Below are 16056 nucleotides of genomic sequence, written 5' to 3'. Positions count from 1 at the left end.
GGTCTTTCATTCGGATTTTCGCGCTTCGGTGGGTGTCATACCATATTCCTTTTTAAAGGATCTGGAGAAGTGAGGAAAGCTTATAAAGCCACATTCCTCTGCAATTTCATTGATTGGTAGACTGGTATCCTTGATCATGGAATAAGCATTTTCTAGCCTTTTTCGCAAATGATAAGCGTAAATTGTATCACCATACACCCTTTTGAAAATCACTTTTATCTTACTTTCACTGGCACCAACCTCTGTAGCAATCACGGATAGTTTCTGCAATTTTCGGTCTAGTCGTTGCGTAATATACTTGTGGATTTTTCTGGCCAGCTTGCGCTGATCCTGCATTAATAAACTGCGGTATTCGCTAGGATATGTTTTGAATCCATAATCTTTACTACCCGATTTCTTTTTTAGCTTTTCATTCTGGTAAACCGATTTGAAAACAGATAGAATATAGGAGGTGTTACCATTGCCTTGAATATAATGTATGTAAGCATTTCCAGTCCAGTAGTATCCATTCTTGTGCTGTAATTCAATAGGGAAAGATTGGTTTTGTGTTGTTCTACTTTGGAGTATCTCCTCTATCTTTTCATATAGTTGTGTTTCTTTTCCCAGAAGCACTTCAATGGATTGATGAAGCATTTCTTTTTTTGTGAGTCCCAATACTTCTTCAACGTTATTAGAGTAGGCTTTGATAATGAAACTACTGTCCAGGTGGAAAATAAGGTTTTGAATAACCTCCCTGCTCTTATCATGGTTGATCTGGTGAACTACCGTATCTATTTCTTCCACCATGGTATTTAACGAAACGACGATCTGTTCCAACTCGTTTTTCTGGTTTCGTAAGGGCAGGGTGTAAGTGTATTTTCCCAAGGTGATTTCTGTTATAAAATCAAGAATTTCCTGCACCCTGTTTTGAGAGTATGAATTATACATAGTATTTAGATTTTCGATGCTTAGTTGTAACGACTCAAAAAGCTCAATGCCTCCGCAATGGTGGTAAACGCTTTTGTAGGGACAGAGGGATTACTGATGGTGATAAAAGCTTTAATAAGGGTTCCTGAGTATGCCTGATCAATGACAAATGCTACGGCAAGGGTGTTAATACAACCTTTTTCCGCCAGGTATTCTCTTGCTCCTTTACTGGCGGTTTTCATCAGCCTTACATCACATAAAATGGGATATGGGGTTCCGTTTTGAAAACGGAGCCTGGTCTTGACAATTGCCCTGGCAGCTTCAAGATCAATGACGGTATTCGGTTTGTAAACAAAGTGGAGTATACCCTCTTCGATCCAGAGATGTGCATAATCTTCACCTCGTATCATAAGGAACCCTATTAGTAATCCTAATTTACGGAATAAAAGCTTATGCCTGAACGTGTTTAAACTCCTTTAAAACAGTTATTGCTTTGTGAGTCATTGTATTTAAAGCTGTTTGCATCAATTTGCCTTTAAATTCAATCATTTGCCTTAAAAGGCTAAGGAATTAGTATTACTCAATTTTACTAATTGTTTTTAGTAGCTTAAATAGAAATATGGAATTATGGCAAAGATCAGACACAATAATATACTCAATACGGTTATCGATGTAATGACCAATGCTAAAGACTCTGGTGCGTTACATTTATACGCGGAAGATGAAAACCTGGACGGCAGGCACATTCAGATCAATAGGAGAAAATTGTTCCATTTTGGTACCACTGGTTACCTCGGACTGGAACATGATCAGCGGCTAAAACAGGGCGCAATAGAAGCCATTAACGCCTACGGTACACAATTCCCGCTTTCTAAATCATATATCTCGAATCCATTATACGCGGAGCTCGAATCACTACTAACACAAATATATAATTGTCCGGTGGTGCTAACAAAGAATAGTACACTCGGTCACTTAGGAGTCATACCAACTGTAGTCAATGATGGGGATGGAGTAATCCTTGATCATCAGGTGCACTGGAGCGTTCAAAGTGCAGTAAATCCATTAAAGCTGCGCTCCGTGCCGGTGGAAATGATCCGGCATAATAATCTGGACATGTTGGAAGATAAGGTACGTAAGTTACAATCAAAATGTAATAAGATTTGGTATATGGCAGATGGAATGTATTCCATGTTTGGGGATTATGCCCCAATACAAGAATTAATGCAGCTCATGGATAAATATCCACAGCTTCATATTTACTTTGATGATGTACACGGTATGAGCTGGAAGGGTGCTAACGGTAGCGGTTATGTAATGAGCGTATTGAAGAAGTTACCAGACAGAGTTATTCTATTTGGCACATTAAGTAAAACGTTTGGTGCGAGTGGTGCGGTCGTAGTTTGTAACGACAAAAAAATACATCAACGTATTAAGAATTTTGGTGGGCCATTGACATTTTCAGTTCAGTTGGAACCGGCATCTATCGGAGCCGCTATCGCATCAGCAAAAATTCATCTCAGTGATGAGATCTACCAATTGCAGGAAGACTTGTCTAATCGTATTGCATATTTCAGTCAGTGTGTCAGAAATACAAATTTGCCATTGATCGTTGAAAATGACTCTCCTATATTTTATATAGGTGCGGGCATGCCGGACACAGGATTTAACCTGGTGAGGAGGCTCATAGATGCAGGGTATTATGTGAATACCGGAATTTTCCCAGTGGTTCCGGTTAAAAACACCGGTCTTCGAATAACCATATGCCGAAATAACGAACAGGAAGAAATGAAAGGTCTCGTGGAGGCCATAGTTGAGAACTTTCCAAAAGCCTTGGCAGATACTCATACCACCCTCGACAGGGTAAACTTCGCATTTAGAAGAGGTATGTCAAAGAATTTAAAAGTGGTTGGTAACAAATCAAATCTTTCAATTGAATGCTATTTAACCATTAAAAAGATCCCCTCTGATTTATGGAACAAAACAGTGGGAGATCATGGATTCTATGATTGGGATGGTCTTCGGGAGATGGAGGATATTTTTTGTGAAAATGACTTGCCTGAACATAATTACAAGTTTTTCTATTACCTGGTTAAAGATGTGAATGGAAAATGCAATCTGGCAACATTTTTCACTTTTGGCCTATGGAAAGAAGACATGCTTGCACCGGACTCAGTTTCAAAAAAAATAGAAAAGCAACGGGAAACTAATTCCTATTACCATACCAGTACCTGTCTTTGTATGGGATCAATGATTACAGAGGGAGAACATTTGTACCTGGATCGAACCAATCCTAACTGGCAGGAAGCTTTTGATCTTCTTCTATTGGAAATTGAAAATATTGAAAAGAAATTGCAACCTCAGTATGTGATTTTGAGAGATTTTAAAAGTGATGATGAGACCCTGAAGGAATACCTCCACCAGAAAGGTTTTGTACAGGTGGCTATGCCCGAAGCTGCCGTTTTATCGAGTTTAAATTTTACCACCACAGAAGAATATATTAATTCGCTTAGCAAAAGTTCCAGAAAGCATTTTAGGAAGGATATTGAAGCCTTTTTTAATATACTGGACGTATCCGTTAAATCAACTTTGAAGAAAGACTTACTGGATGAATGTTACCAGCTCTATCTTGAAGTTAAAGGGAATAACATAGGGTTAAATACGTTTACTTACCCGTTCCGTTTGTTTGAGCATATGAGTTCCTGCGAAAACTGGGAGTTTATCTTAGTGAAGCTTAAAACCGAGAGTTCAGTAATTATTGGCGTGATGTGCTGTTATCGTAATAGCAATAATGTCTACACACCAGCAATTATCGGGATGGATTATAACTATTCCAGAAAATTTAATACATACCGACAGCTGCTTTTTCAAACCGTTATGCGAGCCAATCAACTAGGTTGTAAGCGGATTGATTTTGGCCTAACCGCCGGTTTTGAGAAACGAAAAATAGGTGCTACCGTTATAGAGAAATGTGCCTATCTGCAAAGCCGTGATAATTTTGCACTGGAAAGCCTGGAATGGCTTAGAACAGATTAAATTCAGATTGCCCTGCCATAATCCTGTACATATTGAAAAAAGCCCAACAAAGGTTTTACCTGTTTTCAATTAATACTAACCCAATGTTCGAGGAGGTGATGACGTTGTTTTCGAATAAACTGGACCTGATTGTCAGGTCTGCAAACTCCCATTTGAAGAAGTCGGAGAAGGGGATACAACTGTGTAATAACACCATTTCGCAATTACAGCATTTAGTGGAACAGGAAGACTTTGAGAATACAGGCGAGGAAATTAACTTTTTTAAAAATATCAAACCTTTTCCGATGAGTTACCTAATTTACTTTACGGAAATCAGAACTTGTGAATTGAGTATCCCGAAGGTGGGCAAAACGCATAAAATTAGGTACCTGGAGAAAGAGGTTAAAAAGGTGAACAAGTTTTTTGCCCGCAACAACGATTTTGTGCACTATATGGAGCAGGATTATGGGTATCTTGATCACCAGTTTTTTTGCAGAAACTACCGGAATAATTTTCCATTTACTCCAACGATTAACTATTATCAGTATCCGGAGTTTACCACCTCCCATGATATGCTATGGGCGAAAATTCAGGCTTTATACAGGTTCATTCATTATTTACGAGAAAGATTACAGGAACTCGAACCAGGAAATGACTATCTGTATCAGGAAAAAAGACCGACTGTACTTGTATGGTCCGGTTCTAAAACAGCCCTGGTGGAACTGGTCTATGCATTATATGCTAGCCAGGATATTAATCATGGAACTGCAGACATCAAAACCCTGGTTGCTGCTTTTGAAGACTTTTTTAATATCCGATTGGATAATTTCTACAAGACCTATTCGGAAATTAAAGCCCGTAAAAAGGACAGAACAAAATACCTCGCTACTCTTATGCTGAAACTTGAGGAGAGAATCTATCGGGACGATCAATGAAAAAGGCGACAGTAGGGTGCCGCCTTTTTCCAAACAAACTATTCTTTTTTCTAAAACTATTTCTGTGGAGGTTCTTATAACCAGGTAGAAATAATACCAATTATAGTTATGACCGTTAGAAATTAAAAAGGTTTAATAGCTATCATACAAATTACATTTTCCTCCATTCATCTTTTAAATGCCAGGTTCGAATTTTAGAACGTGCAAATCTTTTTTATACCCTTTTTTCCTCTCCATTCTAAGCTGCCAGCTGACAAATGCCGCTAGTGCATGAAAGCCAGCCTGTTAAACTTTTTCGTAGTACGCGGGCTATTGGGAATAAATATGCCTGTAGCTTTTCAAATTTGTCATGAAAGTCAATTCAACTCAATCCCACTGCTATTTTATGGAGATCGGAAATCCTGGCAGTGGGATTATTTAAAACAAAAAGTTATGCCAACAAGTATTATTACAACCGATGATCTTCGAGAGTTTAAAATCGAACTGCTGGAAGAAATTAAATCCTTAATGGAAAAACAATCCGAAGGTACACTGAAAAAGTACCTGAAGTCCGCTGATGTTATGGAATACCTCCAGGTCAGCCCTGGTACCCTGCAAAACCTTCGCAATAACGGAACCTTGCCGTATACCAAAATCGGTGGAATTATTTATTACGAAACCGCAGCTATTCTTAGGGTAATGGATCAGAATAAGGTCCAGCACAACATCGGTTTTGGAAGATGAATTACATCAGGCAATTAAACGAAGTCTTTAGCCTGTTCGATAAGGATGATCGCCTGAATCCCTCTCATATCAGCCTTTATATGGCGCTGTTCCAGGAATGGAACAGCTCCCGGTTTTCAAGAGGCTTCTGGATTAACCGTCGGGAAATGATGAACGCCGCTAAAATCGGTGCAAAATCCACCTATCATCGGTGTATTTGGGATCTCCATAACTGGAATTACCTGGTGTATATTCCTTCTAATAACCCTTATAAGGGCAGTAAGATCAACATGTCCGTATTTGGGACAACTGCCGAACCGGTGGAGGAACAGTGCCGTTCCACTGTAGGACAGCTCATGAACCGCAGCAGTTCCAATAACGGACAGGTACAGGGACATAATATAAACAGTTACAAAGAAAAAAATAACCTAAAAGAGAAAGAGCCCATGCACCCGGAGGAAATGATTTTATTTTTTAAAAATAGAAAGCGATCCAAAAATGAAGCGTTGACATTTTATAATCATTATGAGGCCATTGGCTGGAAAATGAGCAGTGGCATGACCATCATCAACTGGAAAAATGCCGCGGAAAAGTGGATTCTTAAACTGGAAAATAGCCAGGCGTCCCAGGAGAGAACAGGTTTAGCACGGCCATCCGAAAACCTGCGAACAACGAAGATCAAGAATTATGGAGAACCGCTCTAGCATACGGGAGGGGGGCGTGGAATACAGCCTCGGACATTTCGATGGCCGGTTTATGCAGTATGATTTTAATAAGATGCTGATTTACCTGGACGCCAAAGGTAAATTACTCTTTGGAAAAAAATTCTGTATTCATAAATCTGACAGACCGATCATCAAAAGGTTATGTGCCTATATCATTGGAGATAAACATAGTTGTAAAGTTTATGAAATCGACCTTGAGAAAGGGATCATGCTTACCGGCCCGGTCGGGTGCGGGAAGACCAGTCTGATGAAATTGATACCTCACTTAGTTCCTTCGAGACCAGCTTATGAGTTGATTTCTACGCGTAACGTGGTATTTAGTTTTCAACACCTGGGGTATAAAACCATTGAAGATTATGGGGACAGTGGGACCTTTTGTTTTGACGATCTCGGGGCGGAGCCCATTGGCCGTTTTTATGGAGAAAATTGTAATGTACTAGGGGAAGTCCTGTTGTCACGATATGAACTTTTTCGAACTACCAAAGGAAGAATCAAAACGCATGCAACGACCAATCTGAATGCCGACGAACTGGAGGATCTGTACGGAAACCGGGTCAGAAGCCGTATGCGGGAATTATTTAATCTGATCGATTTTGATAAAAATGCATGCGACAAAAGAACATGATCTCCCCGTTGAAAAATGAATTGACAAGCAGGCTTTTCAACGCATTTTTTTCCAATTAGTAAGGCGATCTGACTATTTCTGTTCATTTTTTCCATGCCCGATTTTCTTTTATGAACACCGCCCGGAGGTTGTTGCCTGAAAATCATAGCCATGTATGCCATTTTACAGGCAAATGATTTCAAAGTAAATGATATCTACAAAATATTAATAACCAGGTTTTTAGGGGTTTATTTTCATACTTTTTTAGGTGTAAACATTACTCACTAAAATCTGATAAAATGAAAAAGTCACCTCACTTTTTATGGGCTGTATCACTGATCTATTCAGCTTCTGCATTTGCCCAGATCGGGGGAATTGAAGATTCTGTATCCGATATATCCGATACTATCCGGGCGATATTCCCAATCCTTCTGGGAGTCATTTTCTTAGTAGGCTTCCTATTTAATGCCGGCCATTTTTTTGGTGAAAATGCTGACCTGAAAAAAGGAATCAGCAGGGTGCTGGTATTCGTTTTAATAACCGGGGCCGTGGTTGGAATTTTCACGTATCTCATAAGTATGTCTGTTTGATGAAACGTTATACGATGTATAGGGATATACGAAAGGAAGCTTTGATTATGGGACTTCCCGTGATGCTCTTCGGTGTCCAGATCGTGGCCTTAGTGCTATCACTGTTCCTGCTGATTTTTTCTTTTTCTCTGGTCGTGTTATTAGCCATTCTGCTGGGAAATATTGGTTTGTATCTCGGTTTATTGCGGTATGTCAGCCGGAACAAGAGCGTAACTTTTTTCCGGGTCTTTCCTAAAGAGATCAGCAATAAGGCTATTAATAAATTACCTTATGAAAAGAATAAATTTATATAGTTTTCCACCCCTTGCAGATGTCTCAGGGAACCATGCCTTTATTAGTAACGGCAACATGATTCTGGGTTATAAGGTAGTACTGCCCGAGGTGTTTTCACTCTCGGAAAAAGACTATGAATCTCTCCATGCAACCTGGTTCCGGGCTTTTAAAAACCTACCTGCACATACCGTCATACATAAGCAGGACATCTACCTGAAAACAGCATTTGATGCGGAAAACCTTCCTGATACATCCTTCCTGGAAAAAGCTACACGTAATCATTTTTGCGGAAGACAATACCTTGGTCACCAATGTTTTCTATTCTTTTGCTGGCCGGCTAATAGAAGCTTTCATAAAGCACGATTTATAAACCCTTTTACTCAGGCAAAGAAAAAGACTGTCCATGCGGAAAACGAGAAACTTCGTCGTTTTTCCCAGGCTATTCAGGAGTGTGTGAATTTTTTAAATCAGGATCGAAATCTGCAATTATTTCCATTAGAGGAAGCGAAGATTCAAAACCTGACCGGTCAATACTTTAACGGTTATAACGCAGATATTGATACGGACGTGATCCTGGGGGATCATTCCATCCGGATAGGGAAGAACTATTGGGATGTAATGGCACTGCAACATGAAACAGCCTTTCTCGAGGAAGTGCAGACAAGTCGGCCGGCCAGCAGGTTTACTTCTGATGAATTTAGTTTCCATCAGGGATTTATTGATGGGATTGGGCTGGAGTTGTATGAAAATCATATGGTCAACCAGATACTGGTGATGGATGATAATACCCGTTGGAGAAAACAACTGGAAAAGAAGCGTGAAACGCTGAAAAAAAGTGCCGGCTTTGGAACGCAGAATCTGGTAGTACTGGAAAAAATTGAAGCTGTATTACAGGCGATGAACCAGGATGAACAGGCGCGGATTGTTCGGGGCCAGCTGAATATTCTCTACTGGGATCAGGATCCTGCCAGGTTATCTAGTATTGCCGGTGAGATTAAGACCTGTTGCAAACAACTGGATATTCGTCCGTATGCGCCGCAGGGAGAAGCCAGGAAACAGTATTTTCTCAACACGTACTTTGGATTTACTTCTAATTTCACCGATGAAGATCTCTATGTATCCGACCTGAAACATGCCTTATGTATTTGGTTGCATAGTGCTAATTATAAATCGGATGACCATGGAATCATTATTAACGACCGGCAATTTAATATTCCGGTTATTAAGGATGTATGGGATGAACGTAAAAAGAGAATAAAGGCGCGCAATTTTGCCATTTTCGCTCCTACCGGTGAAGGAAAATCCTTCCTGGCCAATAGTATTTTACGACAGTTCTTTGAACAGGGTGTACGGCTGGTCATTATTGATCTTGGAGGTTCCTACACAAAATTTGCCGGTTTATATGCGGATGCATCTGTTGTATTAAGATATCAGCCGGGACAATCCCTAGGTATAAATCCCTTTTATCTGCCCGTGGGTGCCGTTCCTACTGCAGAACACCTGGAAGAATTGGCCATTTTTCTTTTTGAACTGACTTCGCCGGGTGTAGCGGTAAAAAAGGAAGAAAACGTAGCCCTCAAAAAAATGCTCCAGGTCTATTATACAACTACTGCCTGCGGGTATGACCTACAAGGGTTCTATAATTTTATTGACAAAGAGCAGGATCTCATACTGCAAAAAGCCGGAATAAAACCGGAATATTTTGAGGTAGCCCGATTTCTTCACATTCTCTCGGAATATGTCGGAGATGGAATCTATGGCTACCTGTTCCGGGATCAGGGTGAACATACCTACCGCATGGAAGACAAGCGCCTGATCATTTTTGAACTGGATGAGGTAAAAGATAATCAGGAAATTCTATCGGTTATGCTGAAGCTTATAAAATCAGCAATCCAACGTTCCATCTGGCGTAACAGGGTTGAGAAAGGGATCATCCTATTTGACGAGTTTGCCAAGCAATTAAAATTTTCCAATGTATTGGAAAGCGTAGAATTTTATTACCAGGCGATCCGTAAGCAAAATGGAGCCATAGGCATTGTCCTGCAATCGATAAACCAGCTTCCGGAAAATAGCACGGCGGCAAGTATTCTTGAAAACACCCAGGTGATTTACAGCCTGCGGAATGAAAAAGGCTATGACGACTTGGTTTCCAGGTTGAAACTCTCCGCGCATGACCTGAACCAGTTAAAGTCCATCACGAATAACCTTAGTGGCTCCCAGAAATATACCGAAGTATTTATCAAAATAGGGAAACAGAGCAATGTCTATAGGCTGGAAGTGCCGGCGGAGGCATATGCGGCTTACCTCACAGACGGTCCCGAAAATGAGACTATCCTAAAATTATTCAAGGCTTCCGGGAATATGGAATCTGCTATACGGAATTACCTAACTCAAAAAAAATCACGATGAAAACAAAAGCTACGATGTTGATCATGGGTATCTTCTTACTGATAGGTTCCTATAGGGCATCCGCACAGGGAATGCCAGTATATGACAATACCAATTTTATCAGCCTGGCCAAACAGCTGATTGAATCCGCTAAACAAACTTCGCAATTATTGAAGACAGTACAATTCCTTAAGCAGCAAAAGGAAAATATAGAGAAAGTGAATGCTGTGATCAAACAGCTGAAAGCCGTTCGTCAACTGACACAAAACCATGAAAAACTCTATAATCGGATACATCAGGATGTCAGAAGTTTATTGAATTCTCCCTATATACGACCGGACGAGTTTGACAGAATCTCAGGTTCCTTTGATGCCATGATAGACCTTTCTCTCAAGGATCTGGAGTTTATCGACCAAATCCTGTCGAGCGATCTCTTGCGAATGACCGATACGGAACGAGCGACCCTTTTACTAGAAAAAACGAAGCAATCCGATCTGTTACTATACCAGGTAGAGCAGCAAATTCAGCGCTATCGCGATATTATCAGTTTTCGACAAATGCAGGAGCAATTGAATACCAGGAGCTCTGGATGGTAGGTCAATTTTAAGATCATGGAAATAGGTTTAGAATACATCAATGCAGTATTTGAAACTATAAAAACGGATGTTTTTATGGAATATACGCTAGTGGGAATGAAAAGTCTTGCGGTACTGCTCTTCCTGATTAATATTTTAAAAAAATACCAGGAGGGGATGACTGAGCAAAATGGAGTAACCTGGGGACTGCGCCCGATGGATCTGGTTCGGAATATCACCGTGATCTTATTAGTTTTTAGTGCACCCCAGATCCTTGGATTCTTGGACCAGGTACTGGTGAGTATCGAATCCCGATTTGTAGATACGGCTCCGGCTTTAATTCCATTACACCTTAATGAACTGGAAATCGAAAATGATCCCGGAGTCCTGGATGTTATGACCAAGGCGATGTCGGCGCTTTACGAAGCGTTGCTTACACCGCTTTATTCCGTTAAAATGCTATCCTTTATACTCAGTATATTTCTGTGGATGCTGGACCTTTTTATATACCCGCTGTTCCTGGCAGAACGATTTTTTATTCTAGGAATTATGCAGGTGTTTTTTCCACTCATCATAAGTCTTTCCACTTTTGAAAGATTTCGGTCAATGGCTTATTCCTTTTTTCGTTTGTATGTAGCAGTGTATATGCTGGTACCGGCCTTTTTCCTGGTGAATATATTCGTGAATGCGCTGTATGGCCAGATCAATACAAACTTCTGGAGCCACCTGGTCGGAAGTCCTTCCGATAATCAGGTTATTCTTAACCTCATAGAAGCTGGATCTATAGGCTTTATCATACTGCTGAAATTTAAACTGTATAAACGGGCGACCTCCTTTACACTGCGCTTGTTTACTTCATAATCATATCCTTATGGCTGAAAAGACATCAATTTATCGAAATATCTACCAGGTTTTAGGACTCAATAGAATGATTAGTATCAGTGTGAGCATCGGAGCATTTTGTGCCTGTATGTTTTCCTCTTATCTCGTCTATAAAATGCATCGTGAGGTGGTAGAACATGCATTTGCCATCAATACCAGTGGAGAAGTGATTCCCCTGGCCTGGAAACTTCGCAGGGATAACCTGGAAGTGGAAGCCAAGGCACACCTGCAACTGTTTCATCAGTACTTCTATGGTTTGTCTCCCGGTAATTATGAACAAAATCTGGAGAAGGCGCTCTGGTTGGGGAATAGCTCGGTGGATAATGTATATCGACAAAAAAAATCGGATGGGGTCTATAATCGAATCATCCAATACGCACTCGTACAGGAGATCGATACAATTTATTCGGAAGTGAGTCTGGATACTCTGCCTTATCCATTCCGAACCCGTATGGTTTTTCGAATCAATAGGGGGAGTGTGGAAGATACGTATGAACTGATTACCACAGGAAAATTACTTCCAGTAGAACGACAGTTCCCGAAAAATACCCATGGCTTATTAATCACGGACTTTTTTGAAAAGCGTCTTCGAAAACTGAATCCCTAACTATATAAAACCCGTTGATAATGAAAATAGACAAAAAGAAAGTGGTTTTTGGATCTGTGCTGGTCTGTATACTCGCTTTTATCATCGCTTATTACCTGATGATGTTTGCCAGTGATCAGGATTCAGACAAGAACCTGGATTCTAATCCGCAGGTTCCAGGAGTTCAGGAGCCTGACAGAACATATCAATCCCGGATTCAAGCGGTTAATGATTTGGAAGCGCGCAAACCGCTGACCGCACCGAGCCTGTACGAAGACATAAATATCGACTCCCTGCCGGAAGCCGAGGAGCGTGACAAGTCTATGGATAGTCTTTCCTGGACCATGAAGTCCTGGTCATTTAATACCGAACAACAGCGAGATTCTGTGCCTGTAACCTCGGATGGTATGGATAAGAATCTTTTAAAGGATTCTATAAAAGTTGGACCCGATGTGTCATCCGAGGTATTGGCACTGGTTCAGGAAGGCTTTTTTGCGATAAACCATGCAAATATGCCTGGTTCTAATCCTGACAAGGCGATACGAGTATTTGTTGATGGCGATCATATAGTACGAGAAAATTCACGGGTACGGATGCGGTTGGATACCGCCATGGTGATTCAAGGGACATGGTACGAAAGGCTTACTCCCATTTATGCCTTTGTTCGCTTCGGGCCGAACCGCGTGTTCCTGAACATTGAATATATCCAGCATCACCCCGTCACTTTGCAGGCCTATGATCTGGCAGATGGTAATAAAGGGATATATACCGAAAACAATTTTAGGGCCGATCTTTCTCGACAAATACTGGACGATGCCATTGATGAAATTAATATTCCCAGTCTCCCACAAGTCAATGGGATAAGTAGGTTGTTCCGAAAAAGTAATCGCCAGGTCAAAGTGAGTATTCCAAGTCAGTATACACTTCTGTTAAAACGCGATCTTAAAAATCAATCTTATGAATAATAAACTTCAAATTATGGTATGGGTAGTCGTACAGCTGGCCTTAGGGTGGATTCCACTTCAGGCCCAGGAAACGCGAATCTCAGACACCCTGTATGCGAATGATCAAAACCAGGTGGCACTATTTTTTCCCTTCCCGATACGACAGGCGATAACTGGAAATTCACAGGCGATCTTTACCTATAATAAGGATCGGTTACAACATTTTGGTTTGCTCCAGGCCCTGGAGGGGACAGAAACAAACCTGCTGGTGATAGATCAGCAGAACCTGATCTATTCTTACTATGTGAAATATAAAACTCAGCTTCCACAATACTTGCATTTTTTTCGCTCCAAAGATGCTGTTGGCTCAGCTATTCCCCTGGATCAGAAGCGTGATTCATTACCTGCCAGGGAAGATACTGCCAACTGGAAATCGGTTGCTGAAGGATTTTTAAAAAGCACGAACGGCAGGCTGCGTAGCAGCCAGAAAGCTGGTATTGTTCTTAGAACCTCCTCCATGATCTTGCACGAGGAAAGGTTCTTTTGTATTCTTGAAATAGAAAATAAATCGGCGATCAGCTACCAACCGGATCGCCTATTTGTGAGCCGTATGACCAGGAAGCAGGGAAAACGGGAATCTTCCCAAAACATCCCTTTAAAAATTTTGGAAACCTATTCGTTTCCGGATACAGTAGCGGCGGGGGACAACAAGCGGTTCATTATCATACTACCAAAATTTACCATCCCATCAAATTATAAACTCCAACTCAGCCTCTTTGAAAAGAACGGATCCCGGGAAGTGAGACTCAATTTGTATCCTAGGCATTTTAAAAAGGTTTTGCCTCAATAGCACCGTTTTGTGTGATGGTTTGAAATGACCCGGAATGGCGGCGTAGGTTACTGGCATTTCGGGTTTTATATTCGGAATGGGGACCTACCGGTATGATATATCTTGATCCACTCAATTAGATTATAACAGGAATTTTACTGCCTGCTTTTGAAGACTCTTCCATGACTTTTAGCATACCTCCGGGCGAAGTCCCTCTTTCCCTTTTTTGGTTCGCAAAGATACCAGGCTTTAGAAGTTAGACGCACTGCATAAGCCGCTTGCAGGCTCGCTTTTATAAGTGCTACCTAATTCTAAACCCTGTGATTGTATCTGCAACAAAAAAGGGAACAGCGACGGCACTACGGGAAGTAAATCTAAAATAATGGTCATGAAATCGAATTCAAACTCCAATAGGCAAATAAAATCCGGAAAATACAAAATGGGAAACGCTCCGGATACAATAAGTAAATCAATGTTTAATATAAATTTTTTAGTTATGAGTACGCTTAGAAACAATGTTCAGTTAATTGGGAATGTAGGAAACACCCCGGAAATTAAAAACCTTGAAAGTGGAAAGAAAGTGGTCAACTTTTCTTTGGCTACCAATGATTTTTATCGAAACTCCAAAGGAGAAAAAATGCAGGATACCCAGTGGCATAACCTCGTGGCATGGGGCAAAACCGCAGAGATCGTAGAGAAATATGTGAGTAAAGGTAAGGAAATTGCCATCGATGGAAAATTGACTTCCCGATCCTATGAGGCCGAAGATGGAACCATTAAATATGTGACTGAAATCGTGGTTAGTGAAATCCTGTTGTTAGGAGGAAATTCCGCTGCGGAATAGTAATTAAAAAAAGAGGGCTTGACCCAACATCTTGCCCTCTTTTCATTTAACCCTATAAAGATTAAACTATGAAAACCAAAGTTAATGAAATTTCTATTCGATACCGTGAGAAATTGTCCATGAAAGAGGCCCCGAAAATTACGTCCTCGCAATCCGCCTCCGATTTGTTTTACCAGAATTGGGATATTGATCAGCTATACTTACAGGAATCTTTTAAGGTAATGCTCCTCAATAACGCCAATCGGGTAAAAGGCATTTTTGAAGTCTCCAAAGGAGGAATTACCGGTACCCTGGTGGATGTCAGAATCATTTTTGGTGTTGCACTTAAATCCATGACGACCGCTATGATCCTGGCTCATAACCATCCTTCCGGCACTTTAAAACCCAGTATGCCCGATCGCACGTTAACTGTGAAAATTCAAAAAGCTGCCGAGTTTCTGGATATTAAACTCCTCGATCACCTGATTATTTCTCCCTACAGCGAGTATTTCTCCTTCGCAGATGAAGGAATACTGTAAATAATGAGCCGGTTCTTACCGGCTTTTTATTTAAAAAACGTATCTTTATTTAGATACTTTGTATCATTCCGATCTTCACAATTTAGTGCCTTTCTTACTGACTCTCGAAAGGCTGTTAATCATGTTGAATAATTCAACGGGAATTTAAAAAGCGACAGGCTGAGGTCTGGACCGCAAGGTTTTTCATCCGGCACGCCGGGGAAAAAGGATAAGCAAGAGGGTAACACGCTGCGCGATGTTACATTTTTGACCCTTTATTTAAGTAACTGATTATAAGTTTCTTAGATGCTGATGTGGTTGTTTCCATTTAAAACGATCATAACCTTTTTTACTAAAAACTCCTGCAAGGCCTGATTCCTTCGTTGATTTTTTACTAAAAAAATGGATAGGTCATACCGTAAAGAGCCCTTTGAAACCTTTAAGATCAAAGCCTCAGTAGGGAAAAGATTTCGAAAATATGCCAGGCAACTGGGATGCTCTCAGTCTGAAACGCTACTGCTGATGCTTGAATTTTTTGAACGGAATAAGCTTTCTCCACAAGAACAACTGGGGCCGCATATGCAGACACTGGAACAAAACCTGAAAAAACGAATAGATGCTTTAGTGGCTATTATTCGCAGTATTGAAAAAAGCCAGACAAAACCAACAGCGCTTATGTTGCAATCATTATTTGAAGAAACCCATTCCGAATCAGAACCAAAATTCCGTGAAAAGAAAATTATCGATAATACCTAAGTTCT

General features: G+C 40.7%; 18 protein-coding genes. 16 read left to right on the top strand and 2 right to left on the bottom strand.

Translation table 11 applies throughout. From position 1 onward, the window contains the following. Nucleotides 1-6 precede the first annotated feature (6 nt). Together GRFL_RS04550 and GRFL_RS04545 are read right to left on the bottom strand one after the other, a co-directional pair. Complete coding sequence (locus GRFL_RS04550) at nt 7-927, bottom strand: helix-turn-helix domain-containing protein (RefSeq protein WP_083643495.1); 921 nt, start codon at nt 925-927, stop codon at nt 7-9. Nucleotides 928-947: 20 nt separating this feature from the next. Next, on the bottom strand, nt 948-1316 hold the full coding sequence (locus tag GRFL_RS04545; protein ID WP_083643494.1) for a DUF7793 family protein: 369 nt from the start codon (nt 1314-1316) through the stop codon (nt 948-950). A 217-nt stretch (nt 1317-1533) separates the two neighbouring features. Between GRFL_RS04545 and GRFL_RS04540 the strand changes: the two genes are divergently transcribed. The 16 genes from GRFL_RS04540 (at nt 1534) to GRFL_RS04465 (ending at nt 16051) form a co-directional block, all read left to right on the top strand. After that, nucleotides 1534-3942 (top strand): aminotransferase class I/II-fold pyridoxal phosphate-dependent enzyme, encoded by a 2409-nt coding sequence (locus GRFL_RS04540; protein WP_083643493.1) that lies wholly within the window; start codon nt 1534-1536, stop codon nt 3940-3942. An 83-nt stretch (nt 3943-4025) separates the two neighbouring features. Further along, nucleotides 4026-4856 carry an RteC domain-containing protein gene (locus tag GRFL_RS04535; RefSeq protein WP_083643492.1) on the top strand — a complete coding sequence of 277 codons (831 nt, stop codon included), beginning with the start codon at nt 4026-4028 and terminating at the stop codon, nt 4854-4856. A 432-nt stretch (nt 4857-5288) separates the two neighbouring features. Continuing rightward, complete coding sequence (locus GRFL_RS04530) at nt 5289-5579, top strand: helix-turn-helix domain-containing protein (RefSeq protein ID WP_083645955.1); 291 nt, start codon at nt 5289-5291, stop codon at nt 5577-5579. Continuing rightward, the gene (locus tag GRFL_RS04525; RefSeq protein ID WP_083643491.1) at nt 5576-6262 is read left to right on the top strand and encodes a hypothetical protein; all 687 of its coding nucleotides are present in this window, start codon (nt 5576-5578) and stop codon (nt 6260-6262) included. The genes GRFL_RS04530 and GRFL_RS04525 overlap by 4 nt, the downstream gene beginning before the upstream one ends. Beyond that, nucleotides 6246-6908, top strand: a complete 663-nt coding sequence (locus tag GRFL_RS04520) for a P-loop NTPase family protein (protein ID WP_083643490.1) — start codon at nt 6246-6248, stop codon at nt 6906-6908. The genes GRFL_RS04525 and GRFL_RS04520 overlap by 17 nt, the downstream gene beginning before the upstream one ends. A gap of 278 nt (nt 6909-7186) precedes the next feature. Further along, complete coding sequence (locus tag GRFL_RS04515; RefSeq protein WP_083643489.1) at nt 7187-7477, top strand: hypothetical protein; 291 nt, start codon at nt 7187-7189, stop codon at nt 7475-7477. Nucleotides 7478-7491: 14 nt separating this feature from the next. After that, entirely contained in the window at nt 7492-7770 is a 279-nt protein-coding gene (locus tag GRFL_RS04510; RefSeq protein ID WP_139839262.1) for a hypothetical protein, read from the top strand. Then, nucleotides 7748-10159, top strand: coding sequence for a TraG family conjugative transposon ATPase (locus tag GRFL_RS04505; RefSeq protein ID WP_083643487.1), 2412 nt, complete (start codon nt 7748-7750; stop codon nt 10157-10159). The genes GRFL_RS04510 and GRFL_RS04505 overlap by 23 nt, the downstream gene beginning before the upstream one ends. After that, nucleotides 10156-10734, top strand: a complete 579-nt coding sequence (locus GRFL_RS04500; RefSeq protein WP_083643486.1) for a conjugal transfer protein — start codon at nt 10156-10158, stop codon at nt 10732-10734. The genes GRFL_RS04505 and GRFL_RS04500 overlap by 4 nt, the downstream gene beginning before the upstream one ends. Nucleotides 10735-10749: 15 nt before the next feature. Then, nucleotides 10750-11574, top strand: a complete 825-nt coding sequence (locus GRFL_RS04495; RefSeq protein ID WP_083643485.1) for a hypothetical protein — start codon at nt 10750-10752, stop codon at nt 11572-11574. 10 nt (nt 11575-11584) lie between these two features. After that, nucleotides 11585-12202 (top strand): conjugal transfer protein TraK, encoded by a 618-nt coding sequence (locus GRFL_RS04490; protein ID WP_083643484.1) that lies wholly within the window; start codon nt 11585-11587, stop codon nt 12200-12202. 20 nt (nt 12203-12222) lie between these two features. Then, nucleotides 12223-13146 (top strand): conjugative transposon protein TraM, encoded by a 924-nt coding sequence (gene traM / locus GRFL_RS04485; protein ID WP_083643483.1) that lies wholly within the window; start codon nt 12223-12225, stop codon nt 13144-13146. After that, nucleotides 13139-13975 (top strand): DUF4138 domain-containing protein, encoded by an 837-nt coding sequence (locus GRFL_RS04480; RefSeq protein ID WP_083643482.1) that lies wholly within the window; start codon nt 13139-13141, stop codon nt 13973-13975. The genes traM and GRFL_RS04480 overlap by 8 nt, the downstream gene beginning before the upstream one ends. A 475-nt stretch (nt 13976-14450) precedes the next feature. Beyond that, nucleotides 14451-14798: a single-stranded DNA-binding protein gene (locus tag GRFL_RS04475; RefSeq protein WP_083643481.1), complete on the top strand. Its 348-nt coding sequence runs from the start codon at nt 14451-14453 to the stop codon at nt 14796-14798. Between the two features lie 68 nt (nt 14799-14866). Beyond that, nucleotides 14867-15316, top strand: a complete 450-nt coding sequence (locus GRFL_RS04470) for a JAB domain-containing protein (protein ID WP_083643480.1) — start codon at nt 14867-14869, stop codon at nt 15314-15316. 381 nt (nt 15317-15697) lie between these two features. After that, nucleotides 15698-16051 (top strand): BfmA/BtgA family mobilization protein, encoded by a 354-nt coding sequence (locus GRFL_RS04465; RefSeq protein ID WP_083643479.1) that lies wholly within the window; start codon nt 15698-15700, stop codon nt 16049-16051. Nucleotides 16052-16056: the final 5 nt, after the last annotated feature.

It is taken from the genome of Christiangramia flava JLT2011 (genome assembly GCF_001951155.1).
Classification (GTDB): domain Bacteria; phylum Bacteroidota; class Bacteroidia; order Flavobacteriales; family Flavobacteriaceae; genus Christiangramia; species Christiangramia flava.
Note: the sequence above shows the minus strand (reverse complement) of the source record. Positions and strands in the feature narration are given on the sequence as shown.